Annotated in this window: 24 protein-coding genes; 14 read left to right on the top strand and 10 right to left on the bottom strand. The window is 72.1% G+C overall.

Annotation, left to right across the window (positions count from 1 at the left end):
- Window positions 1-394: 394 nt before the first annotated feature.
- Entirely contained in the window at window positions 395-1885 is a 1491-nt protein-coding gene (locus tag EDF64_RS16475; RefSeq protein ID WP_133521035.1) for an aspartate ammonia-lyase, read from the top strand.
- A gap of 52 nt (window positions 1886-1937) precedes the next feature.
- Here EDF64_RS16475 and EDF64_RS16470 read toward each other — a convergent pair whose 3' ends face one another.
- Window positions 1938-3023, bottom strand: a complete 1086-nt coding sequence (locus EDF64_RS16470; protein ID WP_133521034.1) for a YihY/virulence factor BrkB family protein — start codon at window positions 3021-3023, stop codon at window positions 1938-1940.
- A gap of 237 nt (window positions 3024-3260) precedes the next feature.
- Window positions 3261-4589 carry an MFS transporter gene (locus EDF64_RS16465; RefSeq protein ID WP_133521033.1) on the bottom strand — a complete coding sequence of 443 codons (1329 nt, stop codon included), beginning with the start codon at window positions 4587-4589 and terminating at the stop codon, window positions 3261-3263.
- Window positions 4590-4667: 78 nt separating this feature from the next.
- Between EDF64_RS16465 and EDF64_RS16460 the strand changes: the two genes are divergently transcribed.
- The 3 genes from EDF64_RS16460 (at window position 4668) to EDF64_RS16450 (ending at window position 8235) form a co-directional block, all read left to right on the top strand.
- Entirely contained in the window at window positions 4668-5039 is a 372-nt protein-coding gene (locus tag EDF64_RS16460) for an FKBP-type peptidyl-prolyl cis-trans isomerase (protein WP_092094011.1), read from the top strand.
- On the top strand, window positions 5039-5875 hold the full coding sequence (locus tag EDF64_RS16455) for an aldo/keto reductase (protein WP_133521032.1): 837 nt from the start codon (window positions 5039-5041) through the stop codon (window positions 5873-5875). Before EDF64_RS16460 ends, EDF64_RS16455 begins: the two co-directional genes overlap by 1 nt.
- A 116-nt stretch (window positions 5876-5991) precedes the next feature.
- Window positions 5992-8235 carry a HelD family protein gene (locus tag EDF64_RS16450; RefSeq protein WP_208108933.1) on the top strand — a complete coding sequence of 748 codons (2244 nt, stop codon included), beginning with the start codon at window positions 5992-5994 and terminating at the stop codon, window positions 8233-8235.
- A gap of 68 nt (window positions 8236-8303) precedes the next feature.
- Here EDF64_RS16450 and EDF64_RS16445 read toward each other — a convergent pair whose 3' ends face one another.
- The 3 genes from EDF64_RS16445 to EDF64_RS16435 are packed head-to-tail and all read right to left on the bottom strand — an operon-like array spanning window position 8304 to window position 10765.
- A complete protein-coding gene (locus EDF64_RS16445) occupies window positions 8304-8597 on the bottom strand; it encodes a protealysin inhibitor emfourin (protein ID WP_133521030.1) in 294 nt (97 codons plus the stop codon).
- Between the two features lie 28 nt (window positions 8598-8625).
- On the bottom strand, window positions 8626-9675 hold the full coding sequence (locus tag EDF64_RS16440; protein ID WP_133521029.1) for a M4 family metallopeptidase: 1050 nt from the start codon (window positions 9673-9675) through the stop codon (window positions 8626-8628).
- 43 nt (window positions 9676-9718) lie between these two features.
- Window positions 9719-10765: a glycoside hydrolase family 6 protein gene (locus tag EDF64_RS16435; protein ID WP_133521028.1), complete on the bottom strand. Its 1047-nt coding sequence runs from the start codon at window positions 10763-10765 to the stop codon at window positions 9719-9721.
- Between the two features lie 122 nt (window positions 10766-10887).
- Here EDF64_RS16435 and EDF64_RS16430 point away from each other — a divergent pair, with 122 nt between their 5' ends.
- The 3 genes from EDF64_RS16430 (at window position 10888) to EDF64_RS16420 (ending at window position 12495) form a co-directional block, all read left to right on the top strand.
- Window positions 10888-11334 (top strand): VanZ family protein, encoded by a 447-nt coding sequence (locus EDF64_RS16430; protein ID WP_133521027.1) that lies wholly within the window; start codon window positions 10888-10890, stop codon window positions 11332-11334.
- A gap of 102 nt (window positions 11335-11436) precedes the next feature.
- Window positions 11437-11706, top strand: coding sequence for a 30S ribosomal protein S15 (gene rpsO / locus EDF64_RS16425; RefSeq protein WP_070416523.1), 270 nt, complete (start codon window positions 11437-11439; stop codon window positions 11704-11706).
- Window positions 11707-11859: 153 nt separating this feature from the next.
- Window positions 11860-12495, top strand: a complete 636-nt coding sequence (locus tag EDF64_RS16420; RefSeq protein WP_133521026.1) for a CE1759 family FMN reductase — start codon at window positions 11860-11862, stop codon at window positions 12493-12495.
- Window positions 12496-12588: 93 nt separating this feature from the next.
- Here the strand turns inward: EDF64_RS16420 and EDF64_RS18325 are convergent, their stop codons facing one another.
- Entirely contained in the window at window positions 12589-13782 is a 1194-nt protein-coding gene (locus EDF64_RS18325; RefSeq protein ID WP_166645780.1) for a hypothetical protein, read from the bottom strand.
- Window positions 13783-14061: 279 nt separating this feature from the next.
- Here EDF64_RS18325 and EDF64_RS16410 point away from each other — a divergent pair, with 279 nt between their 5' ends.
- A complete protein-coding gene (locus EDF64_RS16410; protein ID WP_133521025.1) occupies window positions 14062-16335 on the top strand; it encodes a polyribonucleotide nucleotidyltransferase in 2274 nt (757 codons plus the stop codon).
- Window positions 16336-16519: 184 nt separating this feature from the next.
- Here the strand turns inward: EDF64_RS16410 and EDF64_RS16405 are convergent, their stop codons facing one another.
- Complete coding sequence (locus EDF64_RS16405; RefSeq protein WP_133521024.1) at window positions 16520-17047, bottom strand: YbhB/YbcL family Raf kinase inhibitor-like protein; 528 nt, start codon at window positions 17045-17047, stop codon at window positions 16520-16522.
- Between the two features lie 405 nt (window positions 17048-17452).
- Entirely contained in the window at window positions 17453-18100 is a 648-nt protein-coding gene (locus EDF64_RS16400; RefSeq protein WP_133521023.1) for a TetR/AcrR family transcriptional regulator, read from the bottom strand.
- A gap of 266 nt (window positions 18101-18366) precedes the next feature.
- Here EDF64_RS16400 and EDF64_RS16395 point away from each other — a divergent pair, with 266 nt between their 5' ends.
- Together EDF64_RS16395 and EDF64_RS16390 are read left to right on the top strand one after the other, a co-directional pair.
- A complete protein-coding gene (locus tag EDF64_RS16395; protein WP_133521022.1) occupies window positions 18367-19701 on the top strand; it encodes a M16 family metallopeptidase in 1335 nt (444 codons plus the stop codon).
- An 8-nt stretch (window positions 19702-19709) separates the two neighbouring features.
- On the top strand, window positions 19710-20312 hold the full coding sequence (locus EDF64_RS16390) for a histidine phosphatase family protein (RefSeq protein ID WP_133521045.1): 603 nt from the start codon (window positions 19710-19712) through the stop codon (window positions 20310-20312).
- A 53-nt stretch (window positions 20313-20365) separates the two neighbouring features.
- On the opposite strand, the gene EDF64_RS16385 is transcribed toward EDF64_RS16390, so the two are convergent.
- Window positions 20366-20866 (bottom strand): GNAT family N-acetyltransferase, encoded by a 501-nt coding sequence (locus tag EDF64_RS16385; protein WP_133521021.1) that lies wholly within the window; start codon window positions 20864-20866, stop codon window positions 20366-20368.
- Window positions 20867-20889: 23 nt separating this feature from the next.
- Between EDF64_RS16385 and EDF64_RS16380 the strand changes: the two genes are divergently transcribed.
- Together EDF64_RS16380 and EDF64_RS16375 are read left to right on the top strand one after the other, a co-directional pair.
- Entirely contained in the window at window positions 20890-21636 is a 747-nt protein-coding gene (locus EDF64_RS16380; protein WP_243736433.1) for a 4-hydroxy-tetrahydrodipicolinate reductase, read from the top strand.
- Between the two features lie 54 nt (window positions 21637-21690).
- Window positions 21691-22110 (top strand): tetratricopeptide repeat protein, encoded by a 420-nt coding sequence (locus EDF64_RS16375; protein WP_133521019.1) that lies wholly within the window; start codon window positions 21691-21693, stop codon window positions 22108-22110.
- Here EDF64_RS16375 and EDF64_RS16370 read toward each other — a convergent pair.
- Window positions 22107-23027: a TIGR01777 family oxidoreductase gene (locus EDF64_RS16370; protein WP_133521018.1), complete on the bottom strand. Its 921-nt coding sequence runs from the start codon at window positions 23025-23027 to the stop codon at window positions 22107-22109. The two genes, EDF64_RS16375 and EDF64_RS16370, sit on opposite strands and share 4 nt — an antisense overlap.
- Before the next feature lie 38 nt (window positions 23028-23065).
- Between EDF64_RS16370 and EDF64_RS16365 the strand changes: the two genes are divergently transcribed.
- Entirely contained in the window at window positions 23066-23896 is an 831-nt protein-coding gene (locus tag EDF64_RS16365) for a thymidylate synthase (RefSeq protein ID WP_208108932.1), read from the top strand.
- 80 nt (window positions 23897-23976) lie between these two features.
- The gene (locus tag EDF64_RS16360; RefSeq protein ID WP_133521043.1) at window positions 23977-24450 is read left to right on the top strand and encodes a dihydrofolate reductase; all 474 of its coding nucleotides are present in this window, start codon (window positions 23977-23979) and stop codon (window positions 24448-24450) included.
- Window positions 24451-24473: the final 23 nt, after the last annotated feature.

Raw genomic sequence — 24473 nt, 5'->3', positions numbered from 1 at the left:
ACGACTCGAGGGCATGAGCCCGGTTCAATACCGAGCTCACGCCCTCGCGGCCTAATCTGACTTCACGGTCCAACAAACCGGGACCAGTTCACAGCCCGCACCGCGCCTCCAGGCCGTCCGTGGCGCGCGTTCCTTCCCATCGCACGCGTCCTGGGAAGCCGAATCGCGCGTAGGGGGTCGAAAGGAACGACCCCCTACGCGCGGAACGACCTCCCACGCGCGGAACGACCTCCTCCGCGCGAAACGACCCCCTCCGCGCGGAACGACCCCCTACGCGCGGAACGACCCCCTCCGCGCGGAACGGCCCCCGACGCGCGCGACGGCCCGGCAGGGCGACGCGCCCGTGCGCGCCGGAGCCGGGAACCGACCGGCCGGACGGGCTAGCCTCGCAGGCGTGACCGGCAACGAAGCAGCACAGGCCCCTGACCGCGCGCAGACGCGCACCGAGACCGATTCCCTGGGATCCCGGGAGGTCCCGGTCGACGCCTACTGGGGGATCAACACCCTGCGGGCGCTCGAGAACTTCCCGATCACCTCGGTGCCGATCGCGGTGTACCCGGACCTCATCGAGGCGCTCGCCATGGTGAAGCAGGCGGCGGCCCGGGCGAACAAGGCGATCGGTGTGCTCGACGCCGAGCGTGCCGACGTGATCGACCGCGCCGCGCAGGAGGTCCGCGACGGCGCCCTCCGCGACCAGTTCGTCGTCGACGTCGTCCAGGGCGGCGCGGGCACGAGCACGAACATGAACACGAACGAGGTCCTGGCGAACCGGGCCCTCGAACTCCTCGGCCGCGAGAAGGGCGACTACGGGGTCCTGCACCCGATCGACCACGTCAACCGCAGCCAGTCGACGAACGACACGTACCCGACGAGCGTCAAGCTGGCGATGATCCTCGGGGTGCAGCGGCTCGTCGGGGAGCTCGAGCTGCTGTCCGGAGCCTTCGCGGAGCGGGGCCGGGCGTTCCAGGACGTCCTCAAGGTCGGGCGCACGCAGCTGCAGGACGCCGTGCCGATGACCCTCGGGCAGGAGTTCACCGGCTTCGCGCACACCATCCAGGAGGACGTCCTCCTGCTCCGCACCGTGATGCCGCTGCTGGCCGAGACGAACCTCGGCGCCACGGCGATCGGCACCGGCATCACCGCCGATCCGCAGTACCGCGACGAAGTGCGGCGGCAGCTGCAGGTCGTCACCGGGCTCGACATCGTCACCGCGCCGGACCTCATCGAGGCCACGAGCGACGCCGGCGCGTTCATGACCCTGTCCGGCACCGTGAAGCGGAGCGCGGCGAAGCTCTCGAAGATCTGCAACGACCTGCGGCTGCTCGCGTCGGGGCCGCAGGCCGGGCTGGGGGAGATCACGCTGCCCGCGCGGCAGGCGGGGTCCTCGATCATGCCAGGCAAGGTGAACCCGGTGATCCCGGAGGTCGTCAACCAGATCGCGTTCGCCGTCGCCGGTGCCGACACCACGGTGACGATGGCGGCGGAGGGCGGCCAGCTGCAGCTCAACGCCTTCGAGCCGATCATCGCGCACTCGATCCTGCAGTCCCTGCAGTGGATGGCCCGGGGCTGCGCCACGCTCCGGGAGCACTGCGTCACCGGCATCGAGGCGAACGAGGCGAAGCTCGCGGCGCAGGTCGACACGAACGTCGGCGTCGTCACGGCGCTCACGCCCTACATCGGCTACGCGGCCGCGGCATCGATCGCGCACACCGCGCTGACGACCTCGACGCCGATCGCCACGCTCGTGGTCGCGGCCGGACTCATGGAGGAGGACCAGGTCCAGCGAGTGCTCAGCCCCGCGCGCCTGTCCGGCATCGAGCTGGCGACGGGAGCGATCCCCGTCGTCACCGAGGAGATGCTGGACCGGGCCGCGCGCGAGCGCTGACACGCGGCAGCGCGCCCCGTCGTGGCCGCGCGCCCGGCGTGCCCGGCGGCGCTCAGCGCATCGGGGGTTCGCCGACGCGCACCTGCCGCGACAGCTCGCGCAGGTGCTCCTCCGTCGGCGTGGGCGGCTCCGCATGCTCCTCCGCGCGCTGCGTCGCCGCCGTCCGGACGTGGTGCGCCGCCGCGATGTCCTGGTCGCGCCACCGCGCGCGCGTGAAGTTGCGGGTGACGTCCCGCAGCGGCAACCGGATCGACTCGTCGGCCTCGATGCCCGCCAGCAGCTGCCGCATCCGGATCACCTCGGAGTCGAGCTCCCCGCCGACGACGAGCACGAAGTTCGAGATGTACAGGTAGACGAGCAGCAGGATGGCGCCACCGAGCCACCCGTACGCCTTGTTGCTGCCGCCGATGGTCTCGACGTACACGGTGAAGCCGACGGTCGCCAGCGCCCACGTCACGATCGCGAAGCCGGCTCCCGCGGAGACCCACCGGAGCTGCGGCGTCTTCACGTTCGGCGTCGCGTAGTAGAGCGTCGCGACCATCACGACGAGGTCCGCCGCCAGGACGGGCCACTTCACGACGTTCCAGGCGTCGTCGATCCACGGCGCCCAGCCGAGCTGCCGGATCACGGCCGCCGAGATCGTCGGCGTGCCGAGGAGGATCACGATCGCGATGGCCCCGCCGACCATGACGAGCAGCGTGACGAGGAGCATCATGCTGCGGAACTTCCAGATCCGTCGACCCTCCTCGACCTCGTACGCGGTGTTCATCGCCCGCCCGAACGCGGTCGCGTACCCGGACAGCGACCACAGCGTCAGCACGACGCCGATCGTGAAGCCGAGCCAGGGGTTGTCGAGGGTGAGGAGCTGCCGGAGCGGTCCCTCCAGGTGCTGCGCCGTCTCCGGTCGCACGATGAAGCCGAGCACCTCGATGATGTCGGAGAGGCTGTCGCCCTTCCGGTCCACGATCGACAGGGCGGAGACGACGGTGAGGGTCGTCGGGAAGACCGTGAGCAGCGCGAAGAACGTCAGGGACGCGGCCGCGTCGACGACGCGGTGCCGGATGACCGAGTGGTAGGTGCGCCGGATGACGGCGCGGACTCCCGTCCGCTGGAGGTCGCGCGATGCGCTGTCCGGCATGCGTTGTACGGTACCCGACACGTGACGTCACGCCGTGCCGTGGTCGCGCCGCGGTGCGGACGGGAGGCCCGTGGCGGGCCCGCCCCGCGCCTCCCGTCCGCCCCCGGTCGCGTCGACCCCGTCAGAGCGACACGATCCCGCCACGGTCCGTCGTCCCGCTCGCGAAAGCGACAGACGTCCGTGGAAGGTTCGCGCAGATCTGTCGCTTTCGCGGGAGGGCCTGCGGCCGCTCGCCGGTCAGTTCGCGTGCGGGTGCAGCGCGTCGTAGCGGCGGAACGACGGCACGAGGCGGAGGAGCAGCGCGACGAGGCCGATGATGAGCACGCCGCCGATGATCGGCGGGTACGCCAGGCCCGCCGCGACGACGAGGCCCGCGTACAGGTCACCGAGCCGCGGGCCACCCGTCACCACGACGATGAAGATGCCCTGCAGGCGCCCACGCATCCCGTCCGGCGACGCCGCCTGCAGGATCGTGTTGCGGAACACCGAGCTGACGTTGTCGGCACCGCCCGCCGCGGCGAGGAACAGGGCCGCGAGCCCGAGCGCGGGCAGGATGGCGACCGAGAACGACTCGCCGGAGCGGCCGCCGAGCACGTGCGCCAGCGCGATGACGACCCCGAAGGCCGCGATCGCCGCGCCGTAGGCGGTGATCGCCCAGCCGACGGCCTCGCCCTGGCGCCGCACGTGGCCGAGCGGACCGGAGAACACGCTGGACAGCAGTGCCCCGATCGCGTAGGCGGCCGTCAGGGTCCCGACGGTGATGGAGCCGCCGCCGATGACGAGCGCCCCGATCGCCGGGAAGAGCACCCGCGGCTGCCCGAACGTCATCGCGACGATGTCGAGCACGAACGTCATCGTGATGTTCTTCGACCGCCGGAGGAACCGCGCACCCTCGACGAGCGAGCTGAGCCCCGGTCGGAGGGCACCGTGGTCGGCGGCCATCCGCGGCAGGGTGAACACCCCGAGGAAGGCGAACGTGAAGAGGACGACGTCGATCGTGTAGGTCGGCGCGAACCCGACGGTCGCGATGAGGACGCCGGCGACGGCCGGCCCGACGGTGACCTGGAACCCGGACGCGATCCCGCCCAGGGCGCTCGCCGCGGGCAGCAGGTCGGTGCCCACCAGGCGCGGCACGATCGCCGAACGGGACGCGTTGCTGACGGTCGCGGCCACCGCGTTGACGGTCGCGAGCACGTAGAGCAGGGCGACGCTGTGCAGCCCGAGCCACGAGTGCGTGGCGATCAGGGCGACCGCGACCCAGGCGATGATCGACGACACGAGCGCGACGGTGCGTCGGTCGAAGGCGTCCGCGAGCATGCCGCCGTACAGGCCGGCGACGATCATCGGCAGCAGGGCGATGACGCCGACGAGCGCCACGGCGAAGGTCGAGTGCGTGATCTCGTAGACCTCGAGGCCGACGGCCACGGTGGTCATCTGCGTGCCGATGCCGGCGATCGCGGTGCCGGCCCAGAGCCGGGCGAAGGCGGGGGACCGGCGGAGCGGGGTGAGGTCGGCGAGGATGCGGCGGCGCGGCGGTGCGTCCTGCGGGGGAGTCGATGGTGTCACGGTGGAACCATTCTGGTGCCTGTCGCAGCCGGACGGGGGCTGCGGTGCCAGGACCGCGCTCTCTGGTTGACTGGCGGCATGACTGACCTGAACAGCAAGCCCGAGTTCGACGCCCCCGAGGGCCCGGCCCCCACCGAGCTCGTGATCACCGACATCGTCGAGGGCTCCGGCGACGTCGCCAGCGCCGGCTCGACCGTCAAGGTGCACTACGCCGGCGTCGAGTACGAGACCGGCGAGGAGTTCGACAGCTCCTGGAACCGTGGCGAGCCGATCGACTTCCCGCTCGCGGCGCTCGTGCGCGGCTGGCAGGAGGGCATCCCCGGCATGAAGGTCGGCGGTCGCCGCAAGCTCGTCGTCCCGCCGGAGCTCGCCTACGGCCCGGCCGGCGGCGGACACTTCCTCTCCGGCAAGACCCTCATCTTCGTGATCGACCTGCTCGGGGTCCGCTGATGCAGGTCGGTGCCCCGACGATCGAGCTGAACGACGGTCACCGCTTCCCGGAGCTCGGCCTCGGCACCTACGGGCTGAACGGCGACGAGGGGACCGCAGCGGTCGGCACCGCCCTCGCGAGCGGCTACCGGCTGCTGGACACGGCGCTCAACTACGGCAACGAGGACGCCGTCGGCCGCGCGGTCCGCGAGTCCGACGTGGCGCGCGAGGACATCGTCGTCACGTCGAAGCTCCCCGGCCGGCACCACGGCTACGACGAGGCGCACCGGTCGATCGACGAGACCCTCGGGAACCTCGGCCTCGACAGCGTCGACCTGTACCTCATCCACTGGCCGAACCCGTCGGTGGACAGGTTCGTCGACACCTGGAAGGCGTTCGTCGACCTCCGTGACAGCGGCAAGGTCCGCTCGATCGGCGTCTCGAACTTCACGCCGGAGCACCTGCGTCGGATCATCGACGCGACCGGTGTCGCACCGGCGGTGAACCAGGTCGAACTGCACCCGTACTTCCCGCAGGCCGAACTGCGGAAGGTGCACCAGGAGCTCGGCATCGTCACCGAGAGCTGGAGCCCGCTCGCGGTCCGTTCGGAGCTCCTCACCGAGCAGCCGATCACCGACGCGGCGGCGGCCCACGGTGTGACCCCCGGCCAGGTCGTGCTCCGCTGGCACGTCCAGCTCGGTGCGGTGCCGGTGCCGAAGTCCGGCGACGCGGCCCGGCAGCGCGAGAACCTCGACGTGTTCGGCTTCGAGCTGACCGACGACGAGGTCGCGGCGATCTCCGGGCTCGAGCGCGGTCGCCTCTGGGGCGCCGACCCGGACACGCACGAAGAGATGTAGACGCTTCCACCCCGTCGACGGGAGGCACGTGGCGACCCCGCTACGTGCCTCCCGTCGTTCTCGCTGTCCGTCCGGCGGGACTACACTGGACACCCCTCTTTCCCGAAGGGTTGTGTGTGTCAGAACCGACCGAGATCGACCGCGAGCGCGGCTACGTCGACGGGCTGTTCGCCCGGCTGGACGAGCTGACCGCCGAGGCCGGCCAACGACTCGCCGAGACCCGCCGACAGGCGGTCGGCGGCAACCACCAGAGCCGCAGTGAGCGCGACGCGTTCGCCCGGCTCTACGAGGACACCATCGCCACGCTCGACCGCGTCGGCGACCGACTCGTCTTCGGCCGGCTCGAGGTCGCCGATCCCGACAGCGACGAGGACGCGTTCCGCTACATCGGCCGGGTCGGCCTGCGGGACGCCGACCACCGCCCGCTCCTGCTCGACTGGCGCGTCCCGGGGGCCAGCGCGTTCTACCAGGCGACCGCAGCACACCCGATGGGCATGCGTGCCCGCCGCCACCTGACGCTCGACGGCCGAGCCGTGGTCGGCATCGAGGACGAGGTCTTCGACGCCACCCTGTACGACGACGAGCGGACGCACCTGCAGGGCGAAGGGGCGCTCCTGGCGGCCGTCACCGCCGAGCGCACCGGCCGGATGACCGACATCGTCGCGACCATCCAGGGCGAGCAGGACCGGATCATCCGCTCCCCGCTCGAGGGCGTGCTCATCGTGCAGGGCGGCCCCGGCACGGGCAAGACCGCCGTGGCGCTGCACCGCGCCGCGTACCTGCTCTACTCGTACCGCGAGCGGCTCCGGGGCTCCGGCGTGCTCGTGGTCGGGCCGTCGCCGGCGTTCCTGACGTACATCGAGCAGGTGCTCCCGTCGCTCGGCGAGACCGGCGTCGTGATGGCCTCGCTCGGGTCGCTCTACCCGGGCGTGCACGCGACGAAGCACGACCGGCGCGAGGTCGCCGCCGTGAAGGGCAACGCCGAGATGGCGCAGCTGCTCCGCCGCGCGGTCCGCTCCCGCCAGGTCGTGCCGACCGAGTCGGTGACGCTCGACGTCGAGGGCGAGCGGCTCGTCGTCCCGCCGGGGCTCGTCGCCGACGCCATGAAGCGCGCGCAGGACCGCGGGAAGCCGCACAACGCCGCCCGTGTCACGTTCAACAAGATCGCGCTCGACTCGATGACGCGCCTGCTCGCCGACCAGCTCCGCGAGCGCGGGACCGCGGTGGACGAAGCCGACGAGAAGGTCCTGCGCGAGGACATCCGCTCGTCGTACGACGCCCGCGTCCTGCTCAACACCGCGTGGCTCCCGCTGCCGCCGGAGAAGCTCCTCGAGGACCTCTACGCGCGGCCGAACTGGCTCGCGTCCCTCACCCCGCACTGGACGCCCGAACGCCGTGCGCTGCTCGAGCGCGGCCGTGGTGGCGCCTTCACCGTCGAGGACGTCCCGCTCCTCGACGAGGCCGCCGAGCTGCTCGGCCCGTTCGACCCGACCGGCGGTGCCGCGAAGCGTGCGGCGAAGGCCAGCCGGAACCGCGACATCGAGAACGCCCGCCAGGCCATCGAGAACATGGGGGTTGAGGGCATCGTCACCGCCGAGCAGGTCGCCGGGTCCTTCGCCGAGGGCGGCGACGCCCGGAGCACCGCCGAGCGCGCCGCCGAGGACCGCGAGTGGACCTACGGCCACATCGTCGTCGACGAGGCCCAGGAGCTCTCGCCGATGCAGTGGCGGATCCTCGCCCGGCGGAACCCGCTCCGTTCGTTCACGATCGTCGGCGACATGGCGCAGGGTTCGTCGCCCGGCGCCGCCCGCACCTGGGACGACGTGATCGGCGCCCTCGCGCGTCGTCGTCGGGGTCGGGCGCCGCAGATCCCGATCGAGCACCGCATCGAGCAGCTCACCGTGAACTACCGCACGCCGCGCTCCATCGTCGAGGCAGCGGGCGCGTTCGCCGACGCCGCCGGCCTGACCGTCACCCGGAACGAGGCCGTCCGCGACGGCGATCCCGTCGAGCGGCTCAGCGTGCCGCGCGCCGCGGTGCTCGACACCGTCGCCCGGGTGGTCGACACCGAGCGGGACCGGATCGGCGCCGGCACCATCGGCGTCATCGTGCCCGAAGCAGATGCCGACGCGGTCCGCCAGCGGCTCGCGCGGACCGAGGCCGACGTGCGGTCGCTCGGGTCGCCGCGGCCGGGGTCGGTCACGGTGCTGACGGGTGCGGACGCGAAGGGCCTCGAGTTCGACGGCGTGCTGCTCGTCGACCCCGAGCGGGTCGGGGCGGACGCGGCGCGTGCGGCGGCGGCGGTCTACGTGGCGATGACCCGGCCGACCCGTCGCCTGACCGTCATCGACGTGGCCTGAGGCGCGGCCTGAGACGGCCTGCGGCGCGGCCTGGAGGCGCGGCGCGGGTCCGCCTCGTCGGTCCGGGTTCAGGACGGGTCGCTCTCGGACCGCACCCGCGCCACCAGTTCGGCCCACGGTCCGTCCAGGCGCCGGCCCGGGATCGTCACCGTCGTCTGCGCGACCGTGATCGTCCACGTGAAGTCGTCCGGCACGGGCGGCTCCGGCGCAGGCGAGGGCACGGGCGTGGCCGCGGACGCGTCGCGGGGGAGTGCGTCGAGCAGGGTCGACCAGTCGTCGGGGTCGCTGCACGTGTCCGTGTCGACCTGCCAGCGCCGCGTGGTGCCGGCGAAGCCCCCGGAGCGGCGGACGTCGATGTGCATGCTGCCGACGGTACGCCGGACGTGCGCGTCAGTCGAGGACGCCGACCGTCCGCCATGCCTGCTGCACCGCGGTGTGCTGCGGCGAGCCCTCGCCGAAGCGCGTCCGTGCCGCGTCGACCGTCACGGTCGCGAAGCCGGTGAAGTCGATCGACGCCGTCACCGTGTCCGAGGTGAGGGCGTCCCACCAGACGGCTCCGGCGCCCTCCCACGCGTTGCCGCCGATGGCCGTCGCCGCGAGGAAGAAGGCGTGGTTCGGGATCCCCGAGTTCGTGTGCACCCCGCCCTGGTCGTCGGTGGTCTCGACGTACCCGGCCATCGTCGCGGGCTGCGGGTCCTTCCCGAGCACCGGGTCGTCGTACGCGGTCCCCGGCGCCCGCATCGACCGGAGCGCGACCCCGTGCACGGCGTCGGTGAAGAGTCCTTCGCCGATGAGCCACGACGCCTGCTCGGCGGTCTGACCAGCGGCGTACTGGGCGACGAGCGAGCCGAACACGTCGCTCACCGACTCGTTGAGCGCCCCGGACTGCCCCTGGTAGGTCAGGTCCGCGGTGTACTGCGTGACCCCGTGCGCGAGTTCGTGGCCGATGACGTCGACGGCGATCGTGAAGCGGTTGAAGACCTCGCCGTCCCCGTCGCCGAACACCATCCGGCTGCCGTCCCAGTAGGCGTTGTCGTAGTCCTGCCCGTAGTGGACCGTGGCGTCGAGGGGCAGGCCCGCGCCGTCGATCGACACCCGCCCGAACACGTCGAGCCAGAACGCGTGCGTGTCGCCGAGGCCCGTGTACGCCTCGTCGACGGCGGCGTCGCCGGACGCCGGGTCGCCCTCGTGCCGGACCGGGGTGCCCGGCAGCGTGGTGGAGCCCTTCGCGTCGGAGATCGTCCGCTGCGGCGAACGGTCGACGGTGCCGGTGACGCCCTGCGGCGGGACGAGGTGCTCGTGCTTCGGCGCCTGCACGGTCTCGAGCGAGGCGAGGGCCGTCCGTGCGGCCTCGGCCGCGCGGGGGAAGTCCGGCGCGTCTGCGACGGCGCGGAGCAGGTAGGGCGGGACGACGGAGCGGAGACGACCGGTCGGGGACATGGCGGCCATGCAACCACCGGGCACCGACAGCCCGGCCCGCAGCTCAGTCGCGGGTGCGGTTCTCGACCAGGCCGAGCGCGTACGACTCCCACCACTGCCCGGCGGCCGGTCCGCCGTTGCAGGTGCCGTCGCTCAGGCCGGGGGTCTTCACCCAGAGCAGGGCGTCCAGACGGGTGGACCCGCGGGTGACGTGGGGCGCCTGGCCGAGGCCGGCGCCGTCGGGGTTGCACCACGTGCCGCGCCAGCCCTGGCCGTTCCGCGAGACGTCGATGACGAAGTGCGGGTCGCCGCCGATGGCGTCCGCGAGTTCGTCGGCGTAGGCGCGCTCCTGGTCGACCCGGTAGAAGTTCGACACGTTCGTGAAGAAGCCCTGCGTCCGGTCGACTCCGGCTTCGCGCAGCCACTTCGCCATCGTGGCGGTCGGCACCCGGTTCTCGTTCCCGCCGTCGAGGTACACCGTGAGGCCGTGGCCGCTGAGTTCGCCGACGGCCTTGCGGAGCAGGGGGAGGCGGTCCTGCTCGAGCCGCTTGCACACCTGGATCTGGGCGATGGCGTCCGGTTCGACGAGCACGACCGCCTTCGATCCCTGCATCGCCCGGACGGCCGCGCGGACCCACGGCAGGTAGTCGCTCGCCTCGGTGCCGCCCTTCGAGTAGCTGCCGCAGTCGCGGTCGGGCACGTTGTAGAGGACGAAGACCGGCGTCCGGTGCTGTCGTTCGGCACTCCGGACGACGTCGCGGATCGTCTCCCTGGTCTCGGTGATCGACGTGTTCGTCAGCCAGGTCGCGATCGGCTGGTCGGCGATGACGGCGATCTTCTCGGCGGTGGCGTCCTGCCCGTCGGCGCGGGCCTCGGCTTCGCGCTTGCCCGGCTGGTTCTCGTCAGCGGGCTGCGTCGCGAGGCCCCCGGGGAAGGCCCCGGCCGCGGACTTCCGCTCGACGATCTGCCGTCCGTCCGGCCCGCTGCTGCGGGGGAGGACGAGCACGAGCGTCGTCACGAGCGCGGCGACGACGACCGCGGCGACCCCCAGCCAGAGCCACTGGCGTCGGCCGGAGCTGCGGCGTGCACGGGTTCCCTCGAGACTCGGCATGCGCCCATGCTCGCAGGTGGAGGCGGGGCGCGCCCAGCCCCGACACCGGTTCGACCGTCGTGCCGGGCGTTCCCCCAGGACCGGTGGTGGTTCCTGTCAGGACGGTGCCCCAGACTCGCGGGATGTTCCGGAAGCTCCTCCTCCTCGCCCTGACCGCGGCGTACGCCTGGGTGATCTGGCGGATGACCCTGACGCCGCAGGTGTTCACCTCGGCGCAGAACTCCCTCGTGCTGCACGCCATCGCCTGGGTGCAGCAGCTGCCCCACGGCACCTGGTTCTCCTACGAGCGCACCGAGTTCCTGGCGAACATCGCGATGTTCGTCCCCGTCGGCATGCTCGCGGCGCTCTGGCTGCCGCGTCGCTGGTGGTTCCTCGGCGCCGTCGTCGGCGTCGGCCTGTCCGCCGGCATCGAGGTCGCGCAGGCCGTGTACCTGCCGTACCGCGTGGCGGACCCGCGCGACGTCCTGTCGAACGGCCTCGGCGGGATGCTCGGCGCGACGCTCGTCGGACTCGTCCGCAGCCTGTTGCCGGCCCCGCGACGGCGCAGCCTGCGCCCGAGGACGGCCTAGGAATCTGGTAGTCTTGCGCGGTTGCCGTCGAACGGCCGCGGACAAAGAGCGCTCGTGCATCAGGCACGGGCACCGCGCAACGGACTGAAAGGGGATCTACGCATGGCACTTGACGCGAAGGTCAAGCAGGAGATCATCGAAGAGTACGCGACCCACCCGGGCGACACCGGTTCCCCCGAGGTCCAGGTCGCCGTTCTGACGCGTCGTATCAACGACCTGAACGAGCACCTCAAGGAGCACAAGCACGACCACCACTCGCGTCGTGGTCTGCTGCTCATGGTCGGTCAGCGTCGCCGTCTCCTCGGTTACCTCTCCGACGTCGACATCGCTCGTTACCGTGCGCTCATCGAGCGCCTCGGCCTGCGTCGCTAGTCGTCGCCGAGCTGGTCGACTGACCCAGGCTTGACCGAACGCCCCGGTCCTCCTCGTGAGGACCGGGGCGTTCTCCGTTCCCCGGGAATGCTTGCGTTCCCCGCGCGGTTCGATACGATGTTCATGCAAACGCATCGAAAGTCGGGAGTCACCATGACCACCATCGCCGTCGTCTCCGCCGGGCTCTCCGAGCCCAGCTCCACCCGCCTGCTCGCCGACCGCCTGGCCGAGTCCACGGTCGCGGCGCTCGCCGCTCCGGACGCGACGGGCCTGCCTGGAGGCGCGGCGAAGGTCCTGCACGTCGACCTGCGTCCGCTGGCCCACGAGATCACCGACGCGATGCTCACCGGGTTCGCGGCGCCGGCCCTGTCTGCTGCGATGGCGACCGTCGTCGAGGCCGACGCGGTCGTGTTCGTCACGCCGATCTTCACCGCCGGGGTGAGCGGGCTCGCGAAGTCCTTCCTCGACGTGCTCGACAAGGACGCCCTCGCCGACATGCCCGTCCTGCTCGGTGCCACCGGCGGGACCGCCAGGCACTCGCTCGCGATCGACCACGCGCTCCGACCGGTCTTCGCGTACCTCCGGGCCGCGATCGTCCCGACGGGCGTCTTCGCCGCGACCGACGACTGGGGGAGCGAGGCCGACTCCGCGGCCCTGGACGGTCGCATCCGCCGGGCCGGGGCCGACCTGGCCTGGGCGATCCGCGCCTCCCGTCGGACCCCGCAGGAAGCCGACGCGCTCCCCGAGACCGTGGACTTCGCGTCCCTGCTCGGCGGACTCGGCCACTGACGGCGGCGACCGGCGTCGCTCACTGGCGACGCCCCGTGCCGGCGGCGACCGACGGCGGCGACTGACGGCGGCGACTGACGGCGGCTGCCGCGCTCAGTACCAGTGCGGGTTGACGCCCATCTCGTGGCCCCAGGCCGCACAGGGCGAGCCGTAGGCACTCTTGATGTACGCGAGTCCCCAGTTGATCTGCGTCGCCGCGTTCGTCCGCCAGTCGGGGCCGGCCGCCGACATCTTGTCGGCCGGCAGCGACTGCGGGATGCCGTACGCGCCACTCGACGCGTTCAGCGCGTTCGCCCGCCAGCCGGACTCCTGGGTCCAGAGCGACTGCAGGCACCCGAACTGGTCGGATCCCCATCCGAACGACGCGAGGGCGCTCCGGGCGTAGGCCTGCGCGCCCGCCGGGTCGACGACGACCCCGCCGGTGCTCGGGTACGAGGTGCCGGACCCGCCGCTCGACGCACTGCTGCCCGTGGGCACGGTCGTGTTCGCCGCGGCCTCGGCTGCCGCTTCGCGCTTCCGCTGCTGCTCGGCCTTCTGCGCGGCGACCTTCTGGCCGAGTGCGTACCGCTCCTCGGTCTGGGCGGTGGTGTTCTTCAGCGAGGCGAGCTGCGCGTAGAGCTCGTCGCTGTGCTCCTGGGTGTCGTCGACGGCCGCGTTCGCCGCCGCCTCGGCGTCCTTCGCGGCGGTCGCCTTCGTCTCGGCGGCGTCCGCCAGGTCGGCACGCTCGTGCTCGGCCCGTGTCGCCTGCGCGTGCAGCGACGACGCGGTCTTCGCCGCGACGGACGCGTCGTCCATCACACCCGCCCAGGTCGACGACAGCTGGTCGAGGGCGCCGAGCTGGTAGAGGAGCTGGCGCGGGTCCTTCGCGGTCGCGATCCGCGTGGTCATCTGGTTCGAGCTGCCGTCGCGGTACAGGTTCGCGGCCAGCTGGCCGGCCCGCTGCTGGGCGCGGTCCGCCGTCTTGGTCGCCTGGTCCGCCTGGGCCTGGAGGCTCGTGGCGGCCTGGGTGGCAGCCGACAGGTCCGCCTCGGCGTCGTCCGCCTTCGCGGAGGCGTCGAGCGCCGCCTGCGACTTCGCCGCGGCGGCGGCCTGCGCCGTCTGGAGTGCGGCCTGCACGCGGGAGATCTCGGCGTTCTTGGTCTGCTCGTTCCCCTTCGCGTGCTGCACATCCTGCCAGCTGGGGTACTCCGTCGCGGTCGCCGGTGCTGCGGTGACGACGGGGGCGACGAGCGCGCCGACGACCACGGCGGCCGCGACGAACAAGCCCCGGGAGGGGGAGAGGCGCATGGCGGCAGGTTACCGGGGACACGCCCGTTCGCCCTGAGCCTCGCCGCCGTTTCCCTGCGGACTGGTAAAGTCCATCACGTCCGGGGACCGTTTCCCCGGGCGTTACGACAAACACTGCGCAGGCCGGGCACGGAGCTGGTCATCGGTGGTGGCTCGCGGGCCGGACGGTTTCCCGAGTGCTTCTACTGCTGGCCAGACATGCGTCCCGATCCCTTCGGCGCGCACGCACCATCGGGTGCCGTGGCCCCAGCCTGCCGAACACATCAAGGAGGCACCCTTTTGGAGGGTCCCGAGATCAAGTTCGCCGAGGCCGTTCTCGACAACGGCAAGTACGGCAAGCGCACCGTCCGGTTCGAGACCGGTCGGCTCGCACAGCAGGCGCAGGGCGCGGTCGCCGCGTACCTCGACGAGGACACGATGCTCCTCTCGGCCACCAGCGCCGGCAAGCACCCGCGTGAAGGATTCGACTTCTTCCCGCTGACCGTCGACGTCGAGGAGCGCTCGTACGCCGCCGGCAAGATCCCCGGTTCGTTCTTCCGCCGCGAAGGCCGTCCCAGCACCGAGGCCATCCTCGTCTGCCGGCTCATCGACCGGCCGCTGCGCCCGTCGTTCGTCGACGGCCTCCGCAACGAGGTCCAGATCGTCATCACCGTCCTGAGCATCGCTCCGGACGAGTTCTACGACGCGCTCGCGATCAACGCGGCGTCCGCGTCGACGCAGATCTCCGGTCTGCCGTTCTCCGGCCCGATCGCCGGTGTGCGCCTCGCGCTCATCGGTGACCAGTGGGTCGCGTTCCCGAAGGCGTCGCAGCTGGCCGAGGCCGTCTTCGACCTCACCGTCGCCGGCCGTGTCGTCACGGACGAGGCGGGCAACGAGGACGTCGCCATCATGATGGTCGAGGCCGAGGCCACCGAGCACAGCTGGGACCTCATCCAGGGCGGCGCCACCAAGCCCGACGAGGCCGTCGTCGCGCAGGGTCTCGAGGCGGCGAAGCCGTTCCTCAAGTCCCTCGTCGAGGCCCAGGCGAAGCTCGCCGCGCAGTCGGCGAAGGAGATCCAGGACTACCCGGTCTTCCCGCCGTACGCGCCCGAGGTCTACTCCGCGGTCGAGGCCCTCGCCCTCTCCGAGCTCGGTGACGTCTACAAGATCGCCGCCAAGACGGAGCGTCAGGACGCCGACGACGCGCTCAAGTCGCGCGTCAAGGAGGCCATCGCGTCGAAGGTGTCGGCGGGCGAACTGCCCGAGGTCGCCAACTCGCAGGTCAGCGCGGCCTACAAGTCGGTCACGAAGAAGGTCGTCCGCGGCCGCATCCTGACCGAGCAGGTTCGCATGGACGGTCGCGGCCTCGCCGACATCCGTCCGCTCGACGCCGAGGTCGCCGTGATCCCGCGCGTCCACGGTTCGGCGATCTTCCAGCGCGGCGAGACCCAGATCCTGGGCGTCACCACGCTGAACATGCTCAAGATGGAGCAGCAGATCGACTCGCTGTCGCCCGTCACGAAGAAGCGCTACCTGCACCACTACAACTTCCCGCCGTACTCGACGGGTGAGACCGGTCGTGTGGGGTCGCCGAAGCGTCGCGAGATCGGGCACGGCTTCCTCGCCGAGCGCGCCCTCGTGCCGGTGCTGCCGTCGCGCGAGGAGTTCCCGTACGCCATCCGTCAGGTGTCCGAGGCGCTCAGCTCGAACGGCTCGACCTCGATGGGTTCCGTCTGCGCCTCGACCCTGTCGCTGCTCAACGCCGGTGTGCCCCTCAAGGCCCCGGTCGCCGGCATCGCGATGGGCCTCGTCTCCGACACCGTCGACGGCCAGACCCGCTACGCGGCGCTGACCGACATCCTCGGCGCCGAAGACGCGCTCGGCGACATGGACTTCAAGGTCGCCGGTACCTCGGACTTCGTCACGGCCATCCAGCTGGACACGAAGCTCGACGGCATCCCCTCGACGGTCCTCGACGCCGCGCTGAAGCAGGCCAAGGAGGCCCGCTCGGCCATCCTCGGTGTGCTCAACGAGGCGATCGACGCCCCCGACGAGATGGCGGACACCGCTCCGCGCGTCATCTCGGTGCAGATCCCCGTCGACAAGATCGGCGAGCTGATCGGCCCGAAGGGCAAGACGATCAACGGCATCCAGGACGAGACCGGTGCCGACATCTCGATCGAGGACGACGGCACCGTCTACATCGGCGCCGTCGACGGTCCGTCGGCCGAGGCCGCTCGTGCCCAGGTCAACGCGATCGCGAACCCGACGAACCCGGAGATCGGGGACCAGTTCCTCGGCACGGTCGTCAAGATCGCGACGTTCGGTGCGTTCGTGTCGCTGCTCCCGGGCCGCGACGGGCTGCTCCACGTCTCCGAGGTCCGCAAGCTCGCCGGTGGCAAGCGTGTGGAGAACGTCGAGGACGTGCTCGGCGTCGGCCAGAAGATCCTGGTCGAGGTCACCAAGGTGGACGACCGCGGCAAGCTCTCGCTCGCGCCGGTCGTCGCCGAGGAAGCCGAGTCCGCTCCGGTCGAGGGTGTCCGCGCCCACGCCGAGGACCCGGCCGAGGGCTGATCCCTCCCGCGTCCTGACGCACGAACGGCCGCCGTCCCTTCCGGGGCGGCGGCCGTTCGCCGTTGCGGGCGGTGTCACGCGGGCTGGCCGCGCGTGCTTTCGCGGCCAGCGACACCTCACGGGCACGGCGCCGCGTGAACTGTCGCTGCACGCGAAAGAACGCGGCGCGGTGCCGCGCGACGGGTCAGGCGGCGGGGGTCTCCTGCGTGCCGACGAGCTGCGCGCGCCCGAGCAGGTGGTCGCGGAGCAGGAAGCCGACGACCGCGGGCGTGGCGTCCGCGGGGGCCTCGAGCACGGGGACGCCGAGGGCGCTCAGCGTGAAGAAGTAGCGGTGCGGACCGTGACCGGCGGGCGGGGCGGCCCCGAGGAACGTGTCGGTGCCGAACTCGTTGCGGCGGCGGAGGGCCTCGGCGGGGAGCAGGGCGTCGTCCGTCCCGGCGTTCTGCGGCAGCGAGGTCGCACTGCCGGGGAGGTCTGTGAGGCTCCAGTGCCAGAACCCCGAACCGGTCGGCGCGTCGGGGTCGTACACGGTGAGGACGTAGCTCTGCGTGCCCTCGGGGGCGCCCGACCACTCGAGCGCGGGGGAGCGGTCCTCGCCGCCGGCGTCGGTGCCGCGTGCCCACTCGGGCAGGACGTCGCCGTCGGAGAAGTCGGGGCTGGTCAGGGTGAAGGACGGGACCTCGGGGAGGTTCCAGTTGGGGTCGTTGGCCATGCCACCAGCCAACACCCGCCACCTCGGCCGACGCTCGGCGCCGCCGGCTGTGCGCGACCGACGGTCCCCGCGCCGGCCACCGCGGGCCGGCCACCGCGCCCCGCGCGCGGAGGGCGGCAGTGGCGGTGGGGCGCGGAAGGGCGGCGGACGGGAGGCGCGGTGCGGGCCGGTCCCGCGCCTCCAGGCCCGGTGTGGTCACGAGAGCGACAGATGTGGCGCGGTGCACGGGTCAGGTGCGGCAGAGCGACAGATCGTCGCGGGATCTCCGCGTGCAGGTGTCGCTTTCGCGACCGCGACGCGTCCGCGTGCAGGTGTCGCTTTCGCGACCGCGCGCGTCAGTCAGCCGCGACCGCGCCGAGCGCGCGCGCCAGCAGGCCGCGCCGGCCAGCCGGCCGCGCCCGCGCGTCAGGCGGCGAGCACGCGCTCGACGACGCGGCCCAGGGCCGCCGTCGCCGCGATCGCGTCGCCGGCGTACGCACCGGACATCGCGCCGTCGCGCGCCAGCATGAGCTCGTCCGCGCCGTCGCCCGGCAGCGCGTGCCCGGCGTCCTGCAGCAGGTCGGCCAGCCGCTCCGTGTACCAGTCGCGGTGCATGGCGACGACCTCGCGCACGGGGTCGCGGGGGTCGTGGTACTCGGCGGCGGCGTTGAGGAACGCGCAGCCGCGGAAGTCGGGGTCGTTGACCTCGTCGGTGAGCGCCGCGACCCAGGCGCGGACGGCCCTCTCGGGGCTGCCGGCGTCGGCGATGAGCTGCTCCATCCGCTGCTGCACGCGTTCGTGCTGGGTGCGGATGTAGGCGAGGATCAGGTTGTCCTTCGACCCGTAGTGCTTGTAGAACGTCGCCTTCGTGACGCTCGCCTCGGAGATGAGACGGTCGACGCCGACGCCGTGGATGCCCTCTTCGTAGAAGAGCCGCGTGGCGGTCTCGAGGACACGGACCTTCGCGCCGCCGGAGCGGGGAGTCGGGGGGACGCTCGACCCGTCCGGCGACGCGAGGTTCGTGCTCGGGCCAGGGAGACGCTGGACGGTCGGTTGGGGGGAATCGACCGTCACAGCGTGGCTCTCCTTGGACTCATCGGCTCCGCGGCGGCTGAGTGGGGGAACTCGTGTGCCGCGCAGGACTGATGTCCCGAGCCACCGGATCGGAATCTAGGGGGGCTTTCGATCCGGTGAGGACAACGCTAGCACAAGGAGGACAGACAGACGAGTCTTTCTATCCTCATTTCATGTACCCCACTTCGAGTGACGTGCTGCGCGACGCGTGGCCGGGCCAGCCAAACTGGGTGAGGAGGCTCCGGGGGTCAGTAGGCTCGTCTGCGATGAACCACCCAGTGCCGTTGCCGCTCGAGGCCCCGGACACGTCGTTCCTGACGTCCGGGGGCGCCTTCGTCCGCCGAACCGTCCTGCCCTCGGGCGTGCGGGTCCTGACCGAGGCGATGCCCGGCACGGCCTCGACCAGTCTCGGCTTCTGGGTGGGGGTGGGGTCGCGGGACGAGCGCGAGGGCCAGTACGGGTCGACGCACTTCCTCGAACACCTGCTCTTCAAGGGCACCGCGAAGCGCTCGGCGCTCGACATCGCGATCTCCTTCGACTCCGTCGGTGGCGAGCACAACGCCGCCACCGCGAAGGAGTACACCTGCTACTACTCCCGCGTCCGTGACGCCGACGTCCCGATGGCGGTCGAGGTGATCGGCGACATGGTCACCGGCTCCGTGCTCGAGGCGGCGGCGTTCGACGTCGAGCGCGGCGTCATCCTCGAAGAGCTCGCGATGGCGGCGGACGACCCGGCCGACGTCGCCGGCGAGGCGTTCTTCGCCGCGGCCTTCGACGGTCACGCCCTCGGCCGACCGATCGGCGGCACGCCCCAGAGCATCCGCGCCGTGCAGCGTGACGAGGTCCTGGCGCACTACCGCGAGCACTACGCCCCGAACGGCATCGTCGTCACCGCTGCCGGAGCCGTCGACCACGACGCCTTCTGCGGCCTGGTCGAGGCGGTGTTCCAGGGCGCGCCGAAGGCCTCGCCGCTGGCACGCCGGACCCCGCAGCCCGTGGCCGACCCGGCGATCCCGAAGCTCTCCGTCGTGCACCGTCCGACCGAGCAGGTCAGCATGCTCCGCGGATCGCAGGGCCTCGACCTCCGCGACGAGCGTCGTCCCGTGCTCAGCGTGCTCAACGCCGTGCTCGGTGGCGGCATGAGCTCCCGGCTCTTCCAAGAGGTCCGCGAGCGCCGGGGTCTCGCCTACGCGGTGAGCTCCTTCGCCCCCGCCTACCTCGACAACGGTGCCTTCGGGGTCTACGCCGGCTGCGCCCCGGACAACGTCCCCGGGGTCATCGAGATCGTCGACGCCGAGTTCCGCCGGATGGTCGACGACGGCATCACCACCGACGAACTCCGGCGTGCGAAGGGGCAGATCGAGGGTGCGCTCACGCTCTCGCTCGAGGACTCCGACGCCCGCATGACCCGCCTCGGCCGCTCCGAGCTCGGCACCGGTGAGTTCACCGACCTCGCCACCGCCCTCGAGCGCGTGGACCGGGTCACCACCGCCGACGTCCTCGACCTGGCACGCGACCTGCTGACCCGGCCGACGATCACCTCGGTGGTCGGCGCCGTGCAGCACGACGAACTCGCCGCCGCGATCGGGATCGGCGGGTGAGCACCGACATGTCGCACTACCTCTACATCGTCCGGCACGGTGAGCACCAGGACGCGGAACACGGACTCCGGGACGGCAAGCTGTCGGAGCGCGGCAAGCGGCAGGCGATGCTCGTGGCGGACCGGCTCGGCGGGGTGCCCTTCGACGGCGTGTACCACTCCCCGCTCGAGGCCCCGAGCGAGACCGCGTCCTTCCTGGCGCAGCGGTTGCCGGCGATCCAGCCCGAGCCGTCGACCCTGCTCTTCGACTGCATCCCCTCCGGCCCGACGCCCGACATGCCGCACGCCTACAAGGGCTGGTACGGCGGCATCACGGAAGAGGAGATCGTCGCCGGGCAGGCGCAGATGGGCGACGCCGTCGCCGAGTGGTTCACGCCCGCCCGCGAGGACCGGCACGACCTCCTCATCACGCACAACGCCGTCATCGGCTGGTTCGTGCGCGAGGCGTTCCAGGCGCCGGAGTGGCGCTGGATGGGCACGAACGTCGCGCACACCGCGCTGACGATCATCCGCATCCGGTCCGCCAAGCCGGCCGAGGTGGTCGCCCTGAACGACCTGGCGCACCTTCCCGTCGAGCTCCGCACGGGCCTGCCCGTCGGCCAGCCCGTCTAGCGACCCGCCCCCGCGGGTGGTCGCGTCGTGCCTGCCTGGAGGCGCGGATCGCCTCAGCGCACCGGCTTGCGGTACCAGGCGGTCGCGTTCGGGTTCTCGTTGAACGGCTCGACGCGCTGGTAGCCGCGGCCCCGGTACATCGCCCCCGCGGCGACGAGGGAGTCGTTCGTGTCGAGCACGACCGCCGTCGCCCCGAGCCGGAGCGCACCGGCCTCGAGGGCGTCCATGACCGCGGTCGCGACACCCCGGCCGCGCCCGGCCGGCGTGACGAAGACATGCTTCACCTCGAAGCGGACGTCGTCGCCGTCGCCGTCGTCGTCGCCGTCGCCGTCGTTCGGGATCCGCCGGAGGCCGCCGCAGCCGACGGGCACGTCGTCGTCGTACGCCACCACGAAGGTGCCGACCGGCGGCGTGAACTCGGCAGCCGGGGTGCGCTTCCGCGCGTACGAGCCCTGCGCGCTCGGGAACGTCGCCTCGCGCTCGTCGAGGTACGCGTCGAGCAGGTCGTCGACCTCGGGAGTGTCTGCCGGCACGGTCCTGACCTCGAGCGTCATGTGTCGATCCTAGGATGGGACGCATGGTCACTCCCGTCGCCGTCGTCGGCGCCACCGGTCGTCTCGGGGGCCTCGTGGCCGCCGTCGTCGAGGAACTCCCGGACTTCGAGCTCGTCGCCAGCCTGTCGTCGAAGGACGGCGCGCACGAAGCCGGCCCCTCGGTGTTCCGGGGCGCGGCCGTCGTGGTCGACGTGACGGTGCCGGCGCTCAGTCCCGCGATCGTGGACAACGCCCTCGCCAGCGGCGCGAACGTCCTGGTCGGCACGTCGGGGTGGTCGCAGGACCGCCTCGCCACGCTCCGTTCCGGGCTCGAGGCACGACCGGAGCAGGGCGTGTTCGTGGTCCCGAACTTCTCGATCGGCTCGGTGCTCGGCACGCACCTGGCGACGATCGCCGCGCCGTGGTTCCCCTCGGTCGAGATCGTCGAGACGCACCACGCCGGCAAGATCGACTCGCCGTCGGGGACCGCCGTCCGCACCGCCGAGCTCATCGCCGAGGCCCGGCGCGAGGTCGGCCCGGTCGAGGCCCCGCACGTCGACCAGCGCGCCCGCGGGCAGCAGGTCGCGAGCGTCCCGATCCACTCGCTCCGACTGCCCGGCGCGAAGGCCGTGCAGGACGTCCTGCTGAGCGGGCCCGGCGAGACCCTGACCATCCGGCACGACACGAACGACGACGTCGCCTACCTGGCCGGCATCCGCGCCGCGCTGTCCGCGGTCGGCTCGATGCGCGGCCTGACGGTCGGCCTCGGCAGCGTCCTCGGCATCGGCTGACCCGCCGTGGGTGTCGCTCGGTCCCTGCGGTCACCGTTCTGGGGCGCTGCCCTCATGACGGTGCTGCTGGCGCTGTACATCGTGCTCGTCGGGCAGCGGGCCGTCGCGTTCATCGCGACCGGGCTGCCGATCGGCATCGGCATCGGCGTCGCGCTGTTCGTCGTCGCGGCGATCGGTGCGCTCCTGCTCGTGCTCGAGTTCCGGTTCGGCGTCCGCATCACCCGGCTCGGGGCCCGGCTCGAACGCGAGGGCGCCGCACCGGCCGACGTCGTGCCGGTGCGACCCTCGGGGCGGCCCGAGCGCGAGGCCGCCGACGAGCTGTTCCCGGTCTACAAGGCCGCGGTCGAACGCGACCCGACGGACTGGCGTGGCTGGTACCGGCTCGGCATCGTCTACGACGCGGCCGGTGACCGGAAGCGCGCCCGCGCCGCGATGCGCACGGCCCTGGCGAGAGCGAGCGCGGCCCGCGGTTAGAACGTGGCGTCGACGGCGTCCTCGGCGCGCTGGTACCGGAACGCGTAACCGGACTCCAGGAGCTTCGTCGGCACCATCTGCTGGCTCGAGAGCAGCATCTCGTCGGCGGCCTCGCGGAGGACGAGCCGGAGCGCGAACTCCGGCATCCGGAACAGGTACGGCCGGTGCAGGTCCTCGGCGACGCGCTTCGTGATCCGGTCGGCCACGGCGGGCTGGGGGCCGGCGAGGTTCACCGGACCGCGCACCTCGGACGCGGACGGGCTCGTCGCGAGGTGCACGATCGCGCCGACCTCGTCCTCGAGCGCGATCCACGGCCAGTGCTGTCCACCCGTGCCGAGCCGTCCGCCGAGTCCGGCCTTCGTCAGCGGCACGAGCGGGGCCAGGGCGCCGCCGCCCTTGCCGACGACGATGCCGGTGCGGAGCGTGACGACGCGGACCCCGTCGGGCGCCGTGTTCGCGGCCGCTTCCCACACCGTGCAGACCTCGGCGAGGAACCCACTGCCCGGAGCGGCGTCGTCCTGCAGGACGTCGGCCGGCCGGTCGCCGTAGACGCCGGACGCCGAGCCGGACAAGAAGAGCGCGGGCGGCACGGCGGCGTGCCGCATCGCCTCGACGAGGGTCTCGGTCGCGTCGACCCGCGACCGGCGGATCTCCTGCTTGTAGGACGCCGTCCAGGGGAGCTTGCCGATGTTCGCGCCGGCCAGGTTCACCACCACGTCGGCGCCGTCGAGGATCGCCGGGTCGAGCGGGCGGGTACCGGGTGCCCAGCGGAACTCGGTCGCCGTGCGCGGTTCGCGCCGGACGAGCGTGGTCACGTGGTGTCCCGCGTCGCGCAGGGCGCGGACGAGGGGCGTGCCGATGAAGCCGGACGCGCCGGCGACGAGGATCGAGAGCGGCTGTTCCGCCGTGTCTGCCATGGCTGCAACGCTACTCATGCCGACGTAGTCTTCTGTGTGTGACCGACAGCGAGACCGTGCAGCCCGACGCCTCCGTTCCCACCCCCTACGAAGACCTGCTCCGCCGGGTCCTCGAAGAAGGGGCACCGAAGGGCGACCGCACCGGGACCGGCACGCGGAGCATCTTCGGCGCACAGCTCCGCTACGACCTGTCGAAGGGCTTCCCGCTCGTCACGACCAAGCGCGTGCACTTCAAGTCGGTGGCGTACGAGCTGCTCTGGTTCCTCCGCGGCGACGGCAACGCCCGCTGGCTGCAGGAGCACGGCGTCCGGATCTGGAATGAGTGGGCGGGCGAGGACGGCGACCTCGGCCCGGTGTACGGCGTGCAGTGGCGGTCGTGGCCGACGCCGTCGGGGGAGCACGTCGACCAGATCGCCCAGGTGATCGAGCAGATCCGGACGAACCCGGACTCCCGTCGGCTGATCGTCTCGGCGTGGAACGTCGCCGACGTGCCGGACATGGCCCTCGCGCCGTGCCACGCGTTCTTCCAGTTCTTCGTCAACGACGGCAAGCTCTCGTGCCAGCTGTACCAGCGGAGCGCGGACATGTTCCTCGGCGTCCCGTTCAACATCGCCTCGTACGCGTTGCTCACGCACATGATCGCGGCGCAGACCGGGCTCGAGGTCGGCGACTTCGTGTGGACCGGCGGCGACTGCCACGTGTACGACAACCACGTCGAGCAGGTGGAGGAGCAGCTGTCGCGCACGGCCTACCCGATGCCGACGCTCGAGCTCGCCCCGCGCGACTCGATCGACGACTACGAGTACGAGGACTTCACCGTCGTCGGCTACCACCACCACCCGGCGATCAAGGCCGCGGTCGCCGTCTGATGCCGGACGCCAGCGGGACCGAGGCCGGTACCGGTACCGGGACCGAGGCCGACTGGACCGAGCCGGTCCGTGGCGTCGGGATGGTCTGGGCGCGCTCCGTCGACGGGGTCATCGGCGCCGACGGCGGGATGCCGTGGCACGTGCCGGAGGACCTCGCGCACTTCCGGCAGGTCACCGGCGGCGCCACGGTCGTGATGGGTCGGCGCACGTGGGAGTCCCTGCCCGAGCGCTTCCGCCCGCTGCCCGGCCGCCGCAACGTCGTGCTCACCCGTGACGAGTCGTGGTCGGCCGACGGCGCCGAGGTCGTGCACGACCTGGCGACCGCGCTCGACACCGACGAACCGGTGTGGATCACGGGCGGTGGGCAGGTGTACGCGGCGGGGCTGCCCTTCGCGGACCGCGTCTCCGAGACCGTGATCGACCTCGACGTGCCGGGCGACACCGTGGCGCCGGCGTTCGGCGACGACTGGACCCTCGTCGACGAGGGGCCGTGGCAGGAGTCCCGCGTCGGCTGCACCCGCTACCGCTTCCTCGAGTGGCGCCGTCGCGCCTGACGCCCTCGTCCGTTCGCGCCCCC

This window comes from Curtobacterium flaccumfaciens, assembly GCF_004361695.1.
GTDB classification, from domain to species: domain Bacteria; phylum Actinomycetota; class Actinomycetes; order Actinomycetales; family Microbacteriaceae; genus Curtobacterium; species Curtobacterium flaccumfaciens_B.
The sequence above is the reverse complement of the archived record's forward strand: the minus strand, read 5'-3'. Positions and strand labels throughout refer to the sequence as shown.

Bases quoted from the DNA above. Each gene is read 5' to 3' on its own strand.
- EDF64_RS16470 (WP_133521034.1), bottom strand. From the start codon at position 3,023: ATGCCGGACAGCGCATCGCGCGACCTCCAGCGGACGGGAGTCCGCGCC.
- EDF64_RS16460 (WP_092094011.1), top strand. From the start codon at position 4,668: ATGACTGACCTGAACAGCAAGCCCGAGTTCGACGCCCCCGAGGGCCCG.
- EDF64_RS16455 (WP_133521032.1), top strand. From the start codon at position 5,039: ATGCAGGTCGGTGCCCCGACGATCGAGCTGAACGACGGTCACCGCTTC.
- EDF64_RS16445 (WP_133521030.1), bottom strand. From the start codon at position 8,597: ATGCACATCGACGTCCGCCGCTCCGGGGGCTTCGCCGGCACCACGCGG.
- EDF64_RS16440 (WP_133521029.1), bottom strand. From the start codon at position 9,675: ATGTCCCCGACCGGTCGTCTCCGCTCCGTCGTCCCGCCCTACCTGCTC.
- EDF64_RS16435 (WP_133521028.1), bottom strand. From the start codon at position 10,765: ATGCCGAGTCTCGAGGGAACCCGTGCACGCCGCAGCTCCGGCCGACGC.
- EDF64_RS16430 (WP_133521027.1), top strand. From the start codon at position 10,888: ATGTTCCGGAAGCTCCTCCTCCTCGCCCTGACCGCGGCGTACGCCTGG.
- rpsO (WP_070416523.1), top strand. From the start codon at position 11,437: ATGGCACTTGACGCGAAGGTCAAGCAGGAGATCATCGAAGAGTACGCG.
- EDF64_RS16420 (WP_133521026.1), top strand. From the start codon at position 11,860: ATGACCACCATCGCCGTCGTCTCCGCCGGGCTCTCCGAGCCCAGCTCC.
- EDF64_RS18325 (WP_166645780.1), bottom strand. From the start codon at position 13,782: ATGCGCCTCTCCCCCTCCCGGGGCTTGTTCGTCGCGGCCGCCGTGGTC.
- EDF64_RS16405 (WP_133521024.1), bottom strand. From the start codon at position 17,047: ATGGCCAACGACCCCAACTGGAACCTCCCCGAGGTCCCGTCCTTCACC.
- EDF64_RS16395 (WP_133521022.1), top strand. From the start codon at position 18,367: ATGAACCACCCAGTGCCGTTGCCGCTCGAGGCCCCGGACACGTCGTTC.
- EDF64_RS16390 (WP_133521045.1), top strand. From the start codon at position 19,710: ATGTCGCACTACCTCTACATCGTCCGGCACGGTGAGCACCAGGACGCG.
- EDF64_RS16385 (WP_133521021.1), bottom strand. From the start codon at position 20,866: ATGACGCTCGAGGTCAGGACCGTGCCGGCAGACACTCCCGAGGTCGAC.
- EDF64_RS16380 (WP_243736433.1), top strand. From the start codon at position 20,890: ATGGTCACTCCCGTCGCCGTCGTCGGCGCCACCGGTCGTCTCGGGGGC.
- EDF64_RS16375 (WP_133521019.1), top strand. From the start codon at position 21,691: ATGACGGTGCTGCTGGCGCTGTACATCGTGCTCGTCGGGCAGCGGGCC.
- EDF64_RS16370 (WP_133521018.1), bottom strand. From the start codon at position 23,027: ATGGCAGACACGGCGGAACAGCCGCTCTCGATCCTCGTCGCCGGCGCG.
- EDF64_RS16360 (WP_133521043.1), top strand. From the start codon at position 23,977: ATGGTCTGGGCGCGCTCCGTCGACGGGGTCATCGGCGCCGACGGCGGG.